This is a genomic window from Sphingopyxis sp. 550B, from assembly GCF_057401805.1.
Map to the genome: position 1 here is coordinate 4,024,601 of NZ_CM171610.1, position 15,046 is coordinate 4,039,646.

The following is a 15,046-nucleotide window of genomic DNA, read 5'->3' on the forward strand; positions in this document are numbered from 1 at the left end:
ATGCCCGCCCGCAACCTCGAAGCCGTGATCGCCGCCACGCGCGAGGTCGGCGACATGGCGATGGCGCGCTGGCGCCGCGAGGGAAAGGCGATCGACGTCTGGCACAAGTCGCACGACAATCCGGTCAGCGACGTCGATCTCGCGGTCGATGCGCGGCTCAATGCAGTGCTCGGCGCGATGGTTCCCGAGGCCGGCTGGCTGTCGGAAGAGACCGCCGACAATGCCGACCGGCTGTCGCGGCGCGCGCTGTGGTGCGTCGATCCGATCGACGGCACGCGCGATTTCATCCGCGGCCGCCCCGGCTGGGCGGTATCGGTCGCGCTCGTCATCGACGGCGCCCCGCAGGTCGGGGTTCTCTATGCCCCGGCACTCGACGAACTGTGGGTCGCGCGCAAGGGCCAGGGCGCGACGCTGAACGGCGAAACGCTGCGCGCCAGCCGCCGCGTCGCCTTCGACGGCGCGCGCGTCCCCGCCGACAGCCTGCCGAAGGTCGACCGCGATCTGGTGATGGTGACCAAGCCGAACAGCATCGCGCTGCGCATGGCGCTGGTCGCCGACGACCGCGCCGACCTGGTCGCGACGCTGCGCTGGGGGTTCGAATGGGACGTCGCCGCGGCGGCGCTGATCGCGGCGGAGGCGGGCGCGACCGTGACCGACGCCTTCGGCCAGCCGCTCGCCTTCAACACGCCGAGCGCGCAGGCCTTCGGCGTCATCGCCTGCGCCCCGGGCATCCACGCGGCGGTCGTCGACCGGCTCCACGACCGGGCGGTGGCGGCGACGTCCTAGACGTCAGCGAAACGCGGATCGGCGAGCCGCCGGACCGGCGCTTTGCTTGACAATCGGGGCGACTCGCCCTAGTTGCGGCCTATTCCAACATACCGACCGGACGGCGAAACGCGGGACGCGGCTTCGTGGTCCGCTTTTTGCGTTGGAAATCAGACGCTTTGAGATAGGGCTCGTTTGCCAGCGTGCCCTGTGGAGCAGGAGAAAGATTACATGGCACGTATCGCGGGCGTCAACCTGCCCACCAACAAGCGCGTGATCATCGCGCTCACCTATATCCACGGCATCGGCCGCAAGACCGCCGTCGGCATCGCCGACAAGCTGGGGATCGACCACAGCCGCCGCATCCAGGACCTCAGCGACGCCGAGGTGCTGCAGATCCGCGAAGCGATCGACGCCGACCTGACGGTCGAGGGCGACCTGCGCCGCGAGACGGCGATGAACATCAAGCGATTGATGGACCTCGCCTGCTACCGTGGTCTGCGTCACCGCAAGGGCCTGCCGGTCCGCGGCCAGCGCACGCACACCAATGCGCGCACCCGCAAGGGCAAGGCGAAGCCGATCGCCGGCAAGAAGAAGTAAGGTCGCGGCGCGTCCACCGGGCGCGCTTCCCTGCTTCGCGGCCGCGACCGGGACCACCCGTCCCTCGCCGGCCAGCTTCAGGATCTAGGACAGGATTTCATCATGGCTCGTGAACCGCAGCGCCTTCGTCGGCGCGAACGCAAGAATATCTCTTCGGGGGTCGCCCACGTCAACGCGACCTTCAACAACACGATGATCACCATCACCGACGCGCAGGGCAACGCCATTGCCTGGTCGAGCGCCGGCATGATGGGTTTCAAGGGCAGCCGCAAGTCGACCCCCTATGCCGCGCAGGTCTGCGCCGAGGATGCCGGCAAGAAGGCCGCCGAGCACGGCGTGCGCACGCTGGAAGTCGAAGTGAAGGGCCCCGGCGCCGGTCGCGAATCGGCGCTGCGCGCGTTGCAGGCGGTCGGTTTCCACATCACGTCGATCCGCGACGTGACGCCGATCCCGCACAACGGCGTGCGCCCGGCCAAGCGCCGCCGCGTCTGACGCTTCCGGATCGGCGGCACCCCCGCCGCCGCGCCGTCACACCATTCACGCGAGGGCAGGCCGCGACCCCGGCCCGTCCCGCAAAAGCAAAGGGAAGTCCATGACTGTCAATATCCGGAACTGGCAGGAATTGAAGAAGCCCAGCAACCTGGAAATCAAGGCCGGCAGCGACGGCAAGAGCAAGGCGACCTTCGTCGCCGAGCCGCTCGAGCGCGGCTTCGGCCTGACGCTGGGCAACGCGCTGCGCCGCGTGCTGCTGTCGTCGCTCCAGGGCGCGGCGATCACGTCGATCAAGATCGAGAACGTCCTGCACGAATTCTCGAGCCTTGCCGGCGTGCGCGAGGACGTCACCGACATCGTCCTCAACGTGAAGCAGATCGCGCTCAGGATGGAAGGCGAAGGCCCGAAGCGGCTGCAGCTTTCGGCGACCGGCCCCGCCGTCGTCAAGGCGGGCGACATCATGGTGTCTGGCGACATCAAGGTGATGAACCCCGACCATGTCGTCTGCCATCTCGACGATGGTGCGACGCTGAACATGGAACTCGTCGCCGACACCGGCAAAGGCTACGTCCCCGCGACCGCCAACCGTCCGGCCGACGCGCCGATCGGCCTGATCCCGGTCGATTCGCTCTACTCGCCGGTGCGCCAGGTCGCCTACAAGGTCGAGAACGCCCGCATCGGGCAGGAACTCGACTATGACAAGCTCAACCTGACCGTCGAGACCGACGGCACGGTGACGCCCGAGGATGCGGTCGCCTATGCGGCGCGCATCCTGCAGGACCAGCTCCAGGTCTTCGTCCACTTCGAAGAGGCGATGAACGACAGCGGCCTGATCGGCATGGCGGCGCCGTCGCAGGCGAGCGAGGAGTCGGACGTCAACCAGCTCAACCGCTTCCTGCTCAAGAAGGTCGACGAACTCGAACTGTCGGTCCGCAGCGCCAACTGCCTCAAGAACGACAACATCATCTACATCGGCGACCTGGTCCAGAAGACCGAGGCCGAGATGCTCCGCACGCCGAACTTCGGCCGCAAGTCGCTCAACGAGATCAAGGAAGTGCTCTCGTCGATGGGTCTGCGCCTCGGCATGGACATCCCCGGCTGGCCGCCGGAGAATATCGAGGAAATGGCCAAGAAGCTCGAACAGGAGCTGCTGGGCTGAGCAACGAACCTTCTCCCTTGAGGGGAGAAGGATACGTAGCCTTATCGCGAAGCGATTAGGCGAAGTTGGATGAGGGTGAGCGGCGCGAAGCGCCGCGCGGTTGCAAAGCAACCGCATACCCCTCACCCAGCTGCAACTAGGCGACAAGTCGCCAAGTTTTCGCAACCCTCTCCCCCAAGGGGAGAGGGAAGCAACCAATGGGGAATGGGTCGGCCCGTTAATCGACCTGGTCTGGGCTACCTCATACGGGCCCTTAACGAACGAAGGACAAGAACATGCGTCATAAATCGGGTGGCCGGAAGCTTCAGCGCACCAGCGCGCATCGCATCGCGATGTTCCGCAATATGTCGGCCTCGCTGATCAAGCACGAGCAGATCACGACGACCGTCGCCAAGGCGAAGGAACTGCGCCCCTATATCGAGAAGCTGGTCACGCTCGCGAAGCGCGGCGGGCTCGCCAATCGCCGCCTCGCGCAGAGCCGGCTGATGGACGACACGCAGCTCGTCAAGCTGTTCGACGTGCTCGCCGAACGCTACAAGGATCGCAACGGCGGCTACACCCGCATCATCAAGGCGGGCATCCGCGCTTCGGACGCGGCGCCGATCGCGATCATCGAATTCGTCGACCGCGACGTCGATGCCAAGGGCCAGGATTCGGGTCCGGTGATGACCGACGAGGAACTGGAAGACGCGTAAGCCGCGCCTTTCCGGTGACACAAGATCAAGGGCGGCGTCCACGGGACGGCCGCCCTTTTTCATGGGTTGGAATCGTCATTGCGAGGAGCGAAGCGACGCGGCAATCCAGAGTTGGCGCAAACCGCTCTGGATTGCTTCGCTCCGCTCGCAATGACGAAGGGGGTCAATCTAATGTCATCAGAGTCCAAGGTGATCAGGCTTCAGGTTCGCATCCCACCCGATTCCCCTTGCCCGCCATGGGCCGATGGTTTCATAGGGACGCAAGATTGTTTCCCGACACGATGAGGATCGCCTTGCCATGCACCGCAAAAGCCTGTCCGCGCCGCTGGCGCTGGTTGCCCTGCTCATGACGCCGGGAGCGGCCGGGGCGACCGACGCGGCGGCGCCTGCAAGCGGGCTCGCCTATCCGGCGACCGAGCGCGACGGCACCGCCGACACGCAGTTCGGCGTGACCGTCGCCGATCCCTATCGCTGGCTGGAAGAGGACGTCCGCGTCGCGCCGAAGGTCGCCGACTGGGTCGCGGCGCAGAACAAGGTCACCGACGCCTATCTCGACACGCTGCCCGGCCGCGACATTTTCGCGAAGCGGATGACCGAGCTCTACAATTACGAGCGCTTCGGCCTGCCGCGCAAGGCGGGTACCCGCTATTTCTATACGCGCAACGACGGGCTCCAGCCGCAGGCGGTGCTCCATGTCCGCGACGGACTGGCGGGCGAAGGCCGCGTCCTGATCGACCCCAACGGCTGGGCGAAGGACGGTGCGACCGCACTGGCCGAATGGGAACCGTCGGAGGACGGCCGGTATCTGCTCTATGCGGTGCAGGACGGCGGCACCGACTGGCGCATCGTGCGCGTCATGGACGTCGCGACCGGCGCCGACACCCCCGACGAGATCCGCTGGGTCAAATTCTCGTCGCTCGACTGGGCGAAGGACGGCAGCGGATTCTATTATTCACGCTTCCCCGAACCGCAGGCGGGCGAGGCGTTCCAGTCGCTCAACGAAAATCACGCCGTCTATTTCCACAAGCTCGGCACGCCGCAAAGCGCCGATGTGCTGATCCACGCGAGCCCCGATCAGCCGAAGCTGAACCACAGCACGCGCGTCACCGACGACGGCAAATATGTGCTCGTCGTCTCGTCGGAGGGGACCGACGAACGCTATGCGCTGACGCTCCACCCGGTGAAGGGCGGCAAGGCGATCGCGCTGGTCGACGATTTCGCGAACAATTGGGAATATGTGACCAACCAGGGCCCGCGGTTCACCTTCGTCACCAACAGGGACGCGCCGCGCCAGCGCATCGTCTCGCTCGACATCCGCAAGCCCGGCGTCCTGACCGAGATCGTCCCGCAGCAGGAGGCGACGCTGGTCGGCGCCTCGCGCGTCGGCGACCGCCTGATCCTCTCCTACCTCGGCGACGCGAAGTCCGAGGCGCGGATGGTCGCGCTCGACGGCAAGCCGGTCGCGACCATCAATCTGGCCGCCATCGGATCGGCGGCGGGCTTCGGCGGCAAGCCGGGCGACCCCGAGACCTTCTACGCCTTTTCCAGCTTCGCCCAGCCGACGACCATCTACCGGCTCGACACGGTGAGCGGAAAGACCGACGTCTTCGCGGCGCCGAAGCTTACCTTCGATCCGAAGCAGTTCGCGGTCGAGCAGCGCTTCTACAAATCGAAGGACGGCACCGAGGTGCCGATGTTCGTCATCCAGAAGAAGGGCATCGACCGGTCGCAGGGCTCGCCGACCCTGCTCTATGGCTATGGCGGCTTCAACGTGTCGCTGACCCCCGCCTTTTCGCCGACGCGGCTCGCCTGGGTCGACAAGGGCGGCGTGCTCGCGATCGCCAACCTGCGCGGCGGCGGCGAATATGGCAAGGCGTGGCACGACGCCGGCCGCCTCGCCAACAAGCAGAATGTGTTCGACGATTTCATCGCCGCGGGCGAATATCTGATCGCCGAGGGGATCGCCGGCCCGGGCAAGCTGGCGATCGAAGGCGGGTCGAACGGCGGCCTGCTCGTCGGCGCCGTCACCAACCAGCGCCCCGACCTGTTCGCCGCCGCGCTGCCCGCGGTCGGCGTGATGGACATGCTGCGCTTCGACCGCTTCACCGCCGGGCGCTATTGGGTCGACGACTATGGCTATCCGTCGCGGGAGAGCGATTTCCGGAATCTGCTCGGCTATTCGCCCTATCACAATATCCGGGGCGGCACCGCCTATCCGGCGATCCTCGTCACCACCGCCGACACCGACGACCGCGTCGTGCCGGGGCACAGCTTCAAATATACCGCCCAGTTGCAGCACGCCGATATCGGGCCGAAGCCGCACCTGATCCGCATCGAAACGCGCGCCGGCCACGGATCGGGCAAGCCGACCGACAAGATCATCGCAGAGGCCGCCGACAAATATGCCTTCGCCGCCAAATGGACCGGGCTGGCCGTCGAATAACGCTGCCTCACTCCGAAAGAACGCACATGTCGCACGCCTTCTCCTTTTCCGCGACCGATCCCGCGATGCTGTGGACCGAGGTGGCCGACGCCGCCGCGGCGCTGGTGGCGGGCGAAACCGACGGCATCGCCAACATGGCGAACGTCGCGGCGCTGGTCTGGCAGGCGATCCCCGACCTCAACTGGGCGGGCTTCTATCGCTTCGACGGTCGCGAGCTGGTGCTGGGGCCGTTCCAGGGCAAGGCGGCGTGCATCCGCATCCCGCTCGACAGGGGGGTGTGCGGTGCCGCCGCGCGGCTGCGCGCGACGCAGCGCGTCGCCGACGTGCAGGCCTTTGCCGGCCACATCGCCTGCGACGCGGCGAGCCGCAGCGAACTGGTCGTGCCGATCGTCGTCGCGGACCGGCTGGTCGGCGTCCTCGATCTCGACAGCCCCCATCCGGGCCGCTTCGCGCCCGAGGATCAGGCGGGTGCCGAGGCGCTGATCGCCCGCGTCGCGCCGGCGCTCGCGGGCTGACATTGGCCCAAAATGGGACGCGCGGATCAGGGTAAACGGATTCGCGAACAAGCCTCGATTTTGCTAACATCCTGTTAACCAATGGCGGATTGCCGCCGGGAAAGGGGATTTGGCATGCGCACCATCTTGTTGCTCGGGGTCGCCGCGGGGTCGCTGCTGCTTGCAGGGCGCGCCAACAGCACGGAGGCGCCCGCTCCGTCGCCATCGCTCGAATATGGCGTGCCCACCGCGACCGACACGCGCGTCTACACCGGCTATCCCGATCGCGTGCCGAGCGAGGTCGAGTATCGCGGCGGCGATTATCCGCCGCCGCCGCCCGGCACGGTCTTTCGCGGCAGCTATGACGCCGAGGGACGCTGGACCGGCACCTGGGACGGCACCTATGAAGCGCCCGACGGGCGGCGCTATCATGGCAGCTACGAAGGCTCGGTCGAAGGCCGGCCGGGCGCGGGCGTCGATTATCCGCCCCCGCCGCCCGGCTATGCGCCTTATTATGGCGGATACGACCATGCCTATGAGGAAGAGATGCAACGGCGCTGCGGCCAGGGGGGCACAGTGGGCGGTGCGGTTGTCGGCGGCGTCGTGGGTGGCATCGCGGGCAATCGCATCGCCGGCCGCGGCAATCGCACCGCGGGAACGCTGATCGGCGGCGGGCTCGGTGCGATCGCGGGCGCCGCGATCGGCGATGCCGCGGATCGCCAGCGGTGCGAGGCATGGCGGGCGAGCCGCGGGGGCTATTACCAGGGCGGCGCCTATCAGCACGGTTACGGCTATGGCTATGGATACGGCTATTACACGCCGGGCGTGGTGGTGACGACGATCATCAACGGCCCGCCGGTGGTGACCGAACGCGTCGAAACGAGCACGCGCACCTATTATGAAACGGTCCCGGTGAAGAAGCGCGTCGTCGCCAAGAAGCGCTGGAAACCGAAACCCAAGCCGCGCTGCGTCTGCTGAGAAAGAGCGTTCGCGCGCAATCGGGTCGCCGCGTATCGAGGGCAGTTCAGCGACGCGAAAGCATCGGCCGCCTAAGGCGGGCGGTGATCGCGGGCGCCATCCCCCTGCCCGCCAAGGAGCGTAGCCGATGCGTAAGCTGACCAGCCTTGCGACCGCCACCGCCATCGTCCTGACCTCGGTCGGCCTGTCCGCCACGCCCGCCGAGGCGCGCAGCCGCCATGGCGGCTGGGGCGGCGGAGGCTGGGGCTATCGCCACCACGACCGGATCGACGCCGGCGACGTGATCGGCGGCCTGTTCGTCATCGGCGCGATCGCCGCCATCGCCAGTGCCGCGAGCCGGGACGGCCGCGATCGGCGTAACCGCGACGATCGCTACGAACCGCCGTATCGTGACGATCCGCGCGACATGCCGCGCTATGAATCGCGCCGCGACGACGCGCCGCGCGCCTATGGCAGCGGCGAAGCCGAAGCGCGCGCCGCCGATGCCTGCAGCTGGGCGGTCGAGGGCGAGATGGGCGACGACGCCCGCGTCGACAGCATCACCGACACCCGGCCGGCCAACGGCGGCGACGGCTGGTATGTCACGGGCACCGCGTCGCGCCTGGGTGGCGAGGTGCGCAGTTTCGGCTGCAGCTACCGGAACGGCCGCGTCATCGACGTCAGCTTCGGCTGAGCCGATATCGGCGCCCTTTTGCGTCGGGCTTTCGGCGCATATCTCCTTCACACGAACAAAGGCCCGTTCCCCGGCGCGCCGCTTTTCGAACGGCACCGCAGCTCGCGGCGGGCGCCGGGCGCGGTCCAAGACTGAACCCCAGATAAGCGGAGAGTTCAGGGCCGCGTCACCGCAGCGGCTCTACAAGGGCTCCAACAGGCAGCGACCGCTGCCTCGTGTGAAGGAGACCGAATATGACCCGGACACCCCTCCCCCGGACCGTCCCGGCCTGGACCAAGGCCGTGATCGGGACAGTCGCCGCGGGCGCCATGCTGAGCGCCACGCCCGTGGTCGCGCGCGACCGCCACGATGACGGCATCGGCGCGGGCGAAATCATCGCCGGTGCGGTGGTGCTCGGCGGGCTGGCCGCGATCCTCGCGTCCGGCAACGACCGCTACGATCGATACGACAGCCGGTATCGCGGCCGCTACGACGACCCTCGTTATGGTTACGGCTATGACTATCGCCGCTATGGCGACAGCCGCAGTGCGGTGAACCAGTGCGTCAACGCCGTGCAGCGCCGCGCGAGCCGCTATGGCCGCGCCGACGTGACCGAGGTGACGCGGATCGATCGCAAGCGCGACGGCTACAAGATCAAGGGCCGGCTGGTGGTGCGCGACGGCTATGGCCGTTGGGGCCGCGGCGGATCCTATGACAAGGGCAAGTTCAGTTGCGACGTGCGCTATGGCCGCGTCCATGACCTCGACGTCTCGGGCCTGCGCCGCTGACGCTTCGTCGCGCTCGGCCCACCGGCGCTTTTCGGCGCGCGGTGGGCCGTTGTCGCCGTGCGGCGGCCCGGCCGCCGCCGCCCGCGTCGCTATATGAAAATTTACCTTCTTCCTTTAGAGCCTGAAACGGGACCATAATTACCGCCGGACGTGGGGGTCGGGCGGCAGTATCGGGTCGCACCATGCCGCATCCAGAGGCCCCCGCCTCGACGGCTCCAGCCGAAAAGCGCCGACCGCGCCAGTCGCGGCTGGTGAAGGCTGCGCTCGGGTGCCAGCGGCTCGGCCGGTTCGACGTCACGATCCGCAACGTGTCCGAACATGGTATCGGGGGGCAGGGTCCCTATCCGCTCGAAATCGGCGAGCGGATGACGATCTTCATGCCGGGGCACGATCCGATGCTCGGCACCGTGCGCTGGGTCGCGGACCGGAAATTCGGCATCCAGACCGACCAACCGATCGAAACCGTCCGGCTGCGCGCGGCGCATGGCGATCAGCTCGTCACCGCGGACGCCAAGGCCGATTTCCAGATCGTCCCCGCGCCGCGGCTGTCGACATGGCGGCCCGGCCTGGGGCTGACGACCAAGCTTCCCGGCCATTACGGGCGCGGCCGCTAAATACACGAGCACAAAAAAACCGGCGCGGATCGCTCCGCGCCGGGTCCCCCTTTGCCCTGTAGCGATGCGGCGTCAGGCGACGCGGCGCACCTCGTTGCCTTCCTCGTCGATGTCGCGCAGCACATAGCCGCGGCCCCAGACCGTCTCGATATAGTTTTCGCCGCCGCAGGCCAGCGCCAGCTTCTTGCGCAGCTTGCAGATGAAGACGTCGATGATCTTGAGTTCGGGCTCGTCCATGCCGCCGTAGAGATGGTTCAGGAACATCTCCTTGGTCAGCGTCGTGCCCTTGCGGAGCGAAAGCAGCTCCAGCATCTGATATTCCTTGCCGGTCAGATGGACGCGGACGCCGTCGACCTCGACCGTCTTGGTATCGAGATTGACCGCGAGCTTGCCGGTCTTGATGACGCTCTGGCTGTGCCCCTTCGAGCGGCGGACGACCGCATGGATGCGGGCGACCAACTCGTCGCGGTGGAAGGGCTTGGTGACATAATCGTCGGCGCCGAAGCCGAACGAGCGCACCTTCGAATCCATTTCCGAAATGCCCGACAGGATCAGCACCGGTGTCTGCACCTTCGCGGTGCGCAATTTCTTGAGCACGTCATAGCCGTGCATGTCGGGCAGGTTCAGGTCGAGCAGGATGATGTCGTAATCATAGAGCTTGCCCAGATCGAGGCCTTCCTCGCCCAGATCGGTCGTGTAGACGTTGAAGCCCTCGGTCGTCAGCATCGTATCGATCGCCTTGGCGGTCGTCGGCTCGTCCTCGATCAGCAGTACGCGCATTGGGCACCCCTTAACCTGTTTCCCACGATCATCCCGCGACCTGTCCGCCGGCTATCGTGACGCCCCCGGCCGACCCCTGTTTGCAGGACTGCCGGAACATTAACCATGAAAGCAATGAAGGGAAAAGGTTAATTTTGATTTAATCGCCGGATTCCCGCGAGTCGCGCCCCGCGCACGACAGCTTCAGCGCCTCGACGAGATAGTCCGACAACGCCCGCACGCGCGCGGGGCGGAGGCGCGAGGGCGGCGAAAGCAGGTGGAGATAGGCTTGCGGAAGCGACCAGTCGGTCAGGATCTTCACCAGCGCGCCCGACGCCAGCGCCTCCTCCACGATGAAGTCGGGCAGCACCGCGATGCCGCCACCCGCGACGAGCAGCGGGACCATGACATCGCCGTTGTTCGCGAACAGCGGCCCCGTCGGCAAGACCGTCGCTTCTTCGCGCGCCCGATGGAACCGAAGCGGCGCGGCGCGCTCGCGATGGCCGTAGCCGATCAGCCGATGCCCGCCGAGGTCGAGCGGATGCCGCGGCGTGCCGTGGCTCGCGAGATAGGCGGGGCTTGCCAGCACCGACGCCGCGACCGGCGCGATCGTGCGCACGAGCAGACTGGAATCGGCGAGCGGCGCGATCCGCAGCGCAAGATCGATGCCTTCGGCGATGAGGTCCTGGCGCGCGTCGCTCAGCGCCACCTCGATCTCGACCGCGGGATGGCGTTCGAGGAAAGCGGCGAGCGGCGGGCCGAGCACCTTGATGCCGAAGCTCATCGGTGCCGCGAGCCGGACCGGCCCCGCAAGGTCGAGCCGGTCGCCGCGCGCCGCCTCGGTCGCCGCCGTCGCCGCCGCGACCATCGCGCGCGCTTCGCCGAGCAGCCCCTCCCCCGCCGTCGACACCGTCACTGAGCGCGAGCTGCGGTGCAGCAGGGTGATGCCGAGCGACGCCTCGAGCCGGCTCACCGCCTTCGACACGCTCGCCTTCGACAGACCGAGCGCCCCCGCCGCGGCCGTGAAGCTGCCGCTGTCGGCCACAGCGGCGAAACAGGCCCAGCCTTCATAATCGGGAAGCGCCATCAATACCCCAAATTCGGAAACGATCGTTTTCCATCTACGCTATTCCAGAAACGATCGCCATCGCTATCTTGGCTGCAACACGAAAGGCCGCCGGGACATATGGCCCGTGGCGGCGATGAAAGGACGATGAAAGGACAAGGCCATGATCGATATCCGCAAGTTCGATACGCTGGGCCACGCCGACCACGGCTGGCTCGATGCCCGCCACCACTTCTCCTTCGCCAACTATCATGACGAGGACCGGATGGGCTGGGGCGCGCTGCGCGTCTGGAACGACGACGCCATCGCGGCGCAGTCGGGCTTTCCCCCGCACCCGCACCGCGACATGGAGATCATCACCTATGTCCGCACCGGCGCGATCAGCCACCGCGACAGCATGGGCAACAGCGGCCGCACCGCGGCGGGCGACGTCCAGGTGATGAGCGCAGGCACCGGGGTCACGCACAGCGAGTTCAACCTCGAGGACGAGGAAACGACGCTGTTCCAGATCTGGATCATCCCCGATCGTCCGGGCGGCGCGCCCGGCTGGGGTCAGCGCGAATTTCCCAAGGCCGACCGTTCGGGCCAGTTCGTGACCGTGGCGAGCGGGATCGAGGGCGACGGCGAAAGTTTCGGGGCCCTGCCGATCCGTGCCGACGCCCGCGTCGCGGCGGCGACGGTGAGCGCGGGCGACCGCGTCGCCTATGACCTCGGCGCCGGACGCCACGCCTATCTGGTCGCCGCCAAGGGCCGCATCCGCGTCAACGGCACGGACGCCGATCCGCGCGACGGCATCGCGATCCGCGACGTCGCCCGGATCGAGGTCGAGGCGATCGACGACGCCGAACTGGTGCTCGTCGACAGCCTCTAGCTCCCCCCCGCTCCCCTCCCGCCTTCGGGAGGGGAGCTTCGGGCCGCCGCCAATCCCCTCCCCCCGGCGGCGGCCCACTCTCTCTTTTTTCAAGGCCGACTGAAAGGACAAGGAAGATGGCGAAGGTTCTGGTGCTTTATTATTCGAGCTATGGGCATATCGAGACGATGGCCGACGCGGTGGCCGAAGGCGCGCGCGCCGCGGGCGCCGAGGTCGATATCCGCCGGGTCGCGGAAACCGCGCCCGAAGCGGTCGTCCAGGCCGCCGGCTTCAAGACCGACACCGCGCACCCGCTGCTCAGCGACCCCAAGGAACTGGCGAACTATGACGCGATCGTCGTCGGCACGCCGACGCGCTTCGGCCGCATGTCGAGCCAGATGGCGAGTTTCTGGGACACCGCCGGCGGCGTCTGGGCGCAGGGCCTGCTGACCGGCAAGGTCGGCGCCGCCTTCACCTCGTCGGCGACGCAGCATGGCGGACAGGAAACGACGCTGTTCAACATCATCACCAACCTGCTGCACTTCGGCCTGACGATCGTCGGGCTCGATTATGGCTATGCGGGCCAGATGGGTGTCGAAGAGGTCAAGGGCGGCGCGCCCTATGGCGCGACGACGATCGCCAACGGCGACGGGTCGCGCCAGCCGAGCGAAGCCGACCTCGGCGGCGCGCGCTATCTGGGCGAACGCGTGGCGCGCACCGCCGCGAAGCTGGTGGCCTGACCCGATGCGCCGTCTGCCGAGCCTGTTCCTTTCGCACGGCTCGCCGATGATGGCGCTTGAGCCCAGTCCGGCGCGGGATTTCCTCGCCGGACTGGGCATCCGTCTGCCGCGTCCCCGCGCGATCCTCGTCGTGTCGGCGCATCACGACGCCGCGCAGGAAGGCGGCCGCGCGACCGTCACCGCATCGCCCCGGCCGCCGACAATCCACGACTTCGGCGGCTTTCCCGATGCGCTTTTCGCGATGCGCTATCCCGCGCCGGGCGATCCCGCGCTGGCACGGCGCATCGCCGATCGCCTCACCGCTCACCGCCTCGCCGTCACGGTCGATGCGGAGCGCGGGCTCGATCATGGCGCCTGGGTGCCGCTTTCGCTGCTCTACCCCGACGCCGACATTCCCGTCGTCCAGCTTTCGATCGCCTCCCACGCGCCGCCCGAATGGCATTATGCGCTGGGGCAGGCGCTCGCTCCGCTGCGCGACGACGGGGTGCTGATCGTCGGATCGGGCAGCATCACCCACAATCTCCGCGCCTATTTTTCCGCACGCCCGCCGATCGGCGCCCCGGCGGCACCCTGGGTGACGGCGTTCACCAACTGGATCGCCGACCGCATGGCCGCCAACGCCGTCGACGGCCTGCTGCACGCGGTCGAACGCGCGCCGCACGGCCGCGACAATCACCCGACGCCCGATCACATCCTGCCGCTGTTCGTCGCGATGGGCGCGGGCGCGGAAGACGATGGCCTCCACGCCAGGCGGTTGCACGACAGCGTCACCTATGCGGTGCTCGCGATGGACGCCTATGCTTTCGGTGCGGAGCAATAGATTTCAGCGACCTTGGCGCACCCCGCCGCTTCGCCTATAGCGCGGCGATGCTGCTGTCCGACCATGTCCTGTTCCTCGATGGCGAGGCCCTCGTCATCGACAAGCCCGAAGGCCTGCCGGTCGATCCGCCGCGCGACGGCAGCCTCAGCCTCGAGAATCATCTCGACAGCCTGCGCTTCGGCTTTCGGCGCTGGCCGCTGCCCGTCCACCGGCTCGACCGCGACACCTCGGGCTGCCTGCTGCTCGCGCGCAATCCCAAGGCGCACGGCCGCTTCACCCGGGCTTTCGAGGCGCGCGCGGTCGAGAAACGCTATCTGGCGATCCTCGACGGCGTGCCCGCTGGCGACAGCGGAACGATCGACCTGCCGCTCGCCAAGACGTCGAGCGCGGAGACGGGCTGGCGGATGATCGGCGACCCGAAAGGCAAGCCGTCGGTGTCGCACTGGGAAAAGCTCGCCGTCGCGGACGGCCGTGCGCTGCTTCGCTTTCGCCCCGAAACGGGCCGCACCCACCAGCTTCGCGTTCATGCGCTCGAAGGGCTCGGCTTCGCGATCCTCGGCGATCCCGTCTATGGCCGCGGCCGGAAGAGCGATCGCACCCTGCTCCACGCCGAGCGGCTGGTCGTCGACCGTGACGTCAAGCCGCCCATCGTCGCCGAGGCGCCCTTCCCCGACCGCTTCGCCGCGCTGGGCTTCGCGGCGCCCGAAGGCGCGGCGCCGACCCGTGGCTGACATCCCCGAAAGCGCGATCTCCGAACGCTTTCTCGCCGGCTCCGGCCCCGGCGGACAGAATGTCAACAGGGTAGCCACCGCGTGCCAGTTGCGTGTCGACGTTTTCGCGCTCGGCCTGCCCCCCGATGCGTACCGCCGGCTCAGGACGCTCGCCGGGAGCCGGCTGACCGCCGACGGCGAACTGGTTATCCTCGCGCGCCGCTTCCGCACCCAGGAGGCGAACCGCGCCGACGCGCGCGAACGCCTCGGCGAGCTGATCGACGCCGCGCTGGTTCGTCCCGAACGGCGGATCAAGACGAAGCCCAGCAAGGCCGCCAGGGCGCGGCGCGTCGACAGCAAGAAGGCGCGCAGCGCGGTGAAGGCGGGCCGCGGCCGCGTGCGCGGCACCGACTAGGACTCC

At 67.8% G+C, this 15,046-nt stretch carries 18 protein-coding genes; 16 read left to right on the forward strand and 2 right to left on the reverse strand.

From position 1 onward, the window contains the following. The 11 genes from AC2S9W_RS18660 (at window position 1) to AC2S9W_RS18710 (ending at window position 9,680) form a co-directional block, all read left to right on the forward strand. The gene (locus AC2S9W_RS18660) at window positions 1-786 is read left to right on the forward strand and encodes an inositol monophosphatase family protein (RefSeq protein ID WP_486571409.1); all 786 of its coding nucleotides are present in this window, start codon (window positions 1-3) and stop codon (window positions 784-786) included. A gap of 210 nt (window positions 787-996) precedes the next feature. Further along, entirely contained in the window at window positions 997-1,365 is a 369-nt protein-coding gene (gene rpsM, locus AC2S9W_RS18665; protein WP_067105457.1) for a 30S ribosomal protein S13, read from the forward strand. Between the two features lie 102 nt (window positions 1,366-1,467). Then, entirely contained in the window at window positions 1,468-1,857 is a 390-nt protein-coding gene (gene rpsK, locus AC2S9W_RS18670) for a 30S ribosomal protein S11 (protein WP_003040416.1), read from the forward strand. Between the two features lie 100 nt (window positions 1,858-1,957). Further along, window positions 1,958-3,016: a DNA-directed RNA polymerase subunit alpha gene (locus AC2S9W_RS18675; RefSeq protein ID WP_067105458.1), complete on the forward strand. Its 1,059-nt coding sequence runs from the start codon at window positions 1,958-1,960 to the stop codon at window positions 3,014-3,016. Between the two features lie 275 nt (window positions 3,017-3,291). Further along, on the forward strand, window positions 3,292-3,711 hold the full coding sequence (rplQ, locus tag AC2S9W_RS18680) for a 50S ribosomal protein L17 (protein WP_067105459.1): 420 nt from the start codon (window positions 3,292-3,294) through the stop codon (window positions 3,709-3,711). Between the two features lie 298 nt (window positions 3,712-4,009). Continuing rightward, window positions 4,010-6,154, forward strand: coding sequence for a prolyl oligopeptidase family serine peptidase (locus tag AC2S9W_RS18685; RefSeq protein WP_486571410.1), 2,145 nt, complete (start codon window positions 4,010-4,012; stop codon window positions 6,152-6,154). Between the two features lie 26 nt (window positions 6,155-6,180). After that, the gene (locus AC2S9W_RS18690) at window positions 6,181-6,669 is read left to right on the forward strand and encodes a GAF domain-containing protein (protein WP_286750438.1); all 489 of its coding nucleotides are present in this window, start codon (window positions 6,181-6,183) and stop codon (window positions 6,667-6,669) included. 114 nt (window positions 6,670-6,783) lie between these two features. Next, a complete protein-coding gene (locus AC2S9W_RS18695) occupies window positions 6,784-7,626 on the forward strand; it encodes a glycine zipper 2TM domain-containing protein (protein WP_076076431.1) in 843 nt (280 codons plus the stop codon). 127 nt (window positions 7,627-7,753) lie between these two features. Continuing rightward, entirely contained in the window at window positions 7,754-8,299 is a 546-nt protein-coding gene (locus AC2S9W_RS18700) for a hypothetical protein (protein WP_076076434.1), read from the forward strand. Between the two features lie 233 nt (window positions 8,300-8,532). Continuing rightward, window positions 8,533-9,066, forward strand: coding sequence for a hypothetical protein (locus tag AC2S9W_RS18705; protein WP_486571411.1), 534 nt, complete (start codon window positions 8,533-8,535; stop codon window positions 9,064-9,066). 251 nt (window positions 9,067-9,317) lie between these two features. After that, complete coding sequence (locus AC2S9W_RS18710; protein WP_424540005.1) at window positions 9,318-9,680, forward strand: PilZ domain-containing protein; 363 nt, start codon at window positions 9,318-9,320, stop codon at window positions 9,678-9,680. Window positions 9,681-9,752: 72 nt separating this feature from the next. Here the strand turns inward: AC2S9W_RS18710 and ctrA are convergent, their stop codons facing one another. Continuing rightward, window positions 9,753-10,460 carry a response regulator transcription factor CtrA gene (gene ctrA, locus AC2S9W_RS18715; protein WP_003040277.1) on the reverse strand — a complete coding sequence of 236 codons (708 nt, stop codon included), beginning with the start codon at window positions 10,458-10,460 and terminating at the stop codon, window positions 9,753-9,755. 139 nt (window positions 10,461-10,599) lie between these two features. Beyond that, on the reverse strand, window positions 10,600-11,526 hold the full coding sequence (locus tag AC2S9W_RS18720) for a LysR family transcriptional regulator (RefSeq protein WP_076076441.1): 927 nt from the start codon (window positions 11,524-11,526) through the stop codon (window positions 10,600-10,602). Between the two features lie 142 nt (window positions 11,527-11,668). Here AC2S9W_RS18720 and AC2S9W_RS18725 point away from each other — a divergent pair, with 142 nt between their 5' ends. The 5 genes from AC2S9W_RS18725 to arfB all read left to right on the forward strand — a co-directional run bounded on the left by AC2S9W_RS18725 (window position 11,669) and on the right by arfB (window position 15,040). After that, window positions 11,669-12,376: a pirin family protein gene (locus AC2S9W_RS18725; RefSeq protein WP_241941471.1), complete on the forward strand. Its 708-nt coding sequence runs from the start codon at window positions 11,669-11,671 to the stop codon at window positions 12,374-12,376. 116 nt (window positions 12,377-12,492) lie between these two features. Then, window positions 12,493-13,095 (forward strand): NAD(P)H:quinone oxidoreductase, encoded by a 603-nt coding sequence (gene wrbA / locus AC2S9W_RS18730; protein ID WP_212598693.1) that lies wholly within the window; start codon window positions 12,493-12,495, stop codon window positions 13,093-13,095. A gap of 4 nt (window positions 13,096-13,099) precedes the next feature. Further along, entirely contained in the window at window positions 13,100-13,915 is an 816-nt protein-coding gene (locus tag AC2S9W_RS18735) for a DODA-type extradiol aromatic ring-opening family dioxygenase (protein WP_486571412.1), read from the forward strand. Window positions 13,916-13,962: 47 nt separating this feature from the next. Further along, entirely contained in the window at window positions 13,963-14,646 is a 684-nt protein-coding gene (locus AC2S9W_RS18740) for an RluA family pseudouridine synthase (RefSeq protein WP_067112447.1), read from the forward strand. Next, complete coding sequence (gene arfB / locus AC2S9W_RS18745; RefSeq protein WP_486571413.1) at window positions 14,639-15,040, forward strand: alternative ribosome rescue aminoacyl-tRNA hydrolase ArfB; 402 nt, start codon at window positions 14,639-14,641, stop codon at window positions 15,038-15,040. Before AC2S9W_RS18740 ends, arfB begins: the two co-directional genes overlap by 8 nt. Window positions 15,041-15,046: the final 6 nt, after the last annotated feature.

Bases quoted from the DNA above. Each gene is read 5' to 3' on its own strand.
- AC2S9W_RS18660 (WP_486571409.1), top strand. From the start codon at position 1: ATGCCCGCCCGCAACCTCGAAGCCGTGATCGCCGCCACGCGCGAGGTC.
- rpsM (WP_067105457.1), top strand. From the start codon at position 997: ATGGCACGTATCGCGGGCGTCAACCTGCCCACCAACAAGCGCGTGATC.
- rpsK (WP_003040416.1), top strand. From the start codon at position 1,468: ATGGCTCGTGAACCGCAGCGCCTTCGTCGGCGCGAACGCAAGAATATC.
- AC2S9W_RS18675 (WP_067105458.1), top strand. From the start codon at position 1,958: ATGACTGTCAATATCCGGAACTGGCAGGAATTGAAGAAGCCCAGCAAC.
- rplQ (WP_067105459.1), top strand. From the start codon at position 3,292: ATGCGTCATAAATCGGGTGGCCGGAAGCTTCAGCGCACCAGCGCGCAT.
- AC2S9W_RS18685 (WP_486571410.1), top strand. From the start codon at position 4,010: ATGCACCGCAAAAGCCTGTCCGCGCCGCTGGCGCTGGTTGCCCTGCTC.
- AC2S9W_RS18690 (WP_286750438.1), top strand. From the start codon at position 6,181: ATGTCGCACGCCTTCTCCTTTTCCGCGACCGATCCCGCGATGCTGTGG.
- AC2S9W_RS18695 (WP_076076431.1), top strand. From the start codon at position 6,784: ATGCGCACCATCTTGTTGCTCGGGGTCGCCGCGGGGTCGCTGCTGCTT.
- AC2S9W_RS18700 (WP_076076434.1), top strand. From the start codon at position 7,754: ATGCGTAAGCTGACCAGCCTTGCGACCGCCACCGCCATCGTCCTGACC.
- AC2S9W_RS18705 (WP_486571411.1), top strand. From the start codon at position 8,533: ATGACCCGGACACCCCTCCCCCGGACCGTCCCGGCCTGGACCAAGGCC.
- ctrA (WP_003040277.1), bottom strand. From the start codon at position 10,460: ATGCGCGTACTGCTGATCGAGGACGAGCCGACGACCGCCAAGGCGATC.
- AC2S9W_RS18720 (WP_076076441.1), bottom strand. From the start codon at position 11,526: ATGGCGCTTCCCGATTATGAAGGCTGGGCCTGTTTCGCCGCTGTGGCC.
- AC2S9W_RS18725 (WP_241941471.1), top strand. From the start codon at position 11,669: ATGATCGATATCCGCAAGTTCGATACGCTGGGCCACGCCGACCACGGC.
- wrbA (WP_212598693.1), top strand. From the start codon at position 12,493: ATGGCGAAGGTTCTGGTGCTTTATTATTCGAGCTATGGGCATATCGAG.
- AC2S9W_RS18735 (WP_486571412.1), top strand. From the start codon at position 13,100: ATGCGCCGTCTGCCGAGCCTGTTCCTTTCGCACGGCTCGCCGATGATG.
- AC2S9W_RS18740 (WP_067112447.1), top strand. From the start codon at position 13,963: ATGCTGCTGTCCGACCATGTCCTGTTCCTCGATGGCGAGGCCCTCGTC.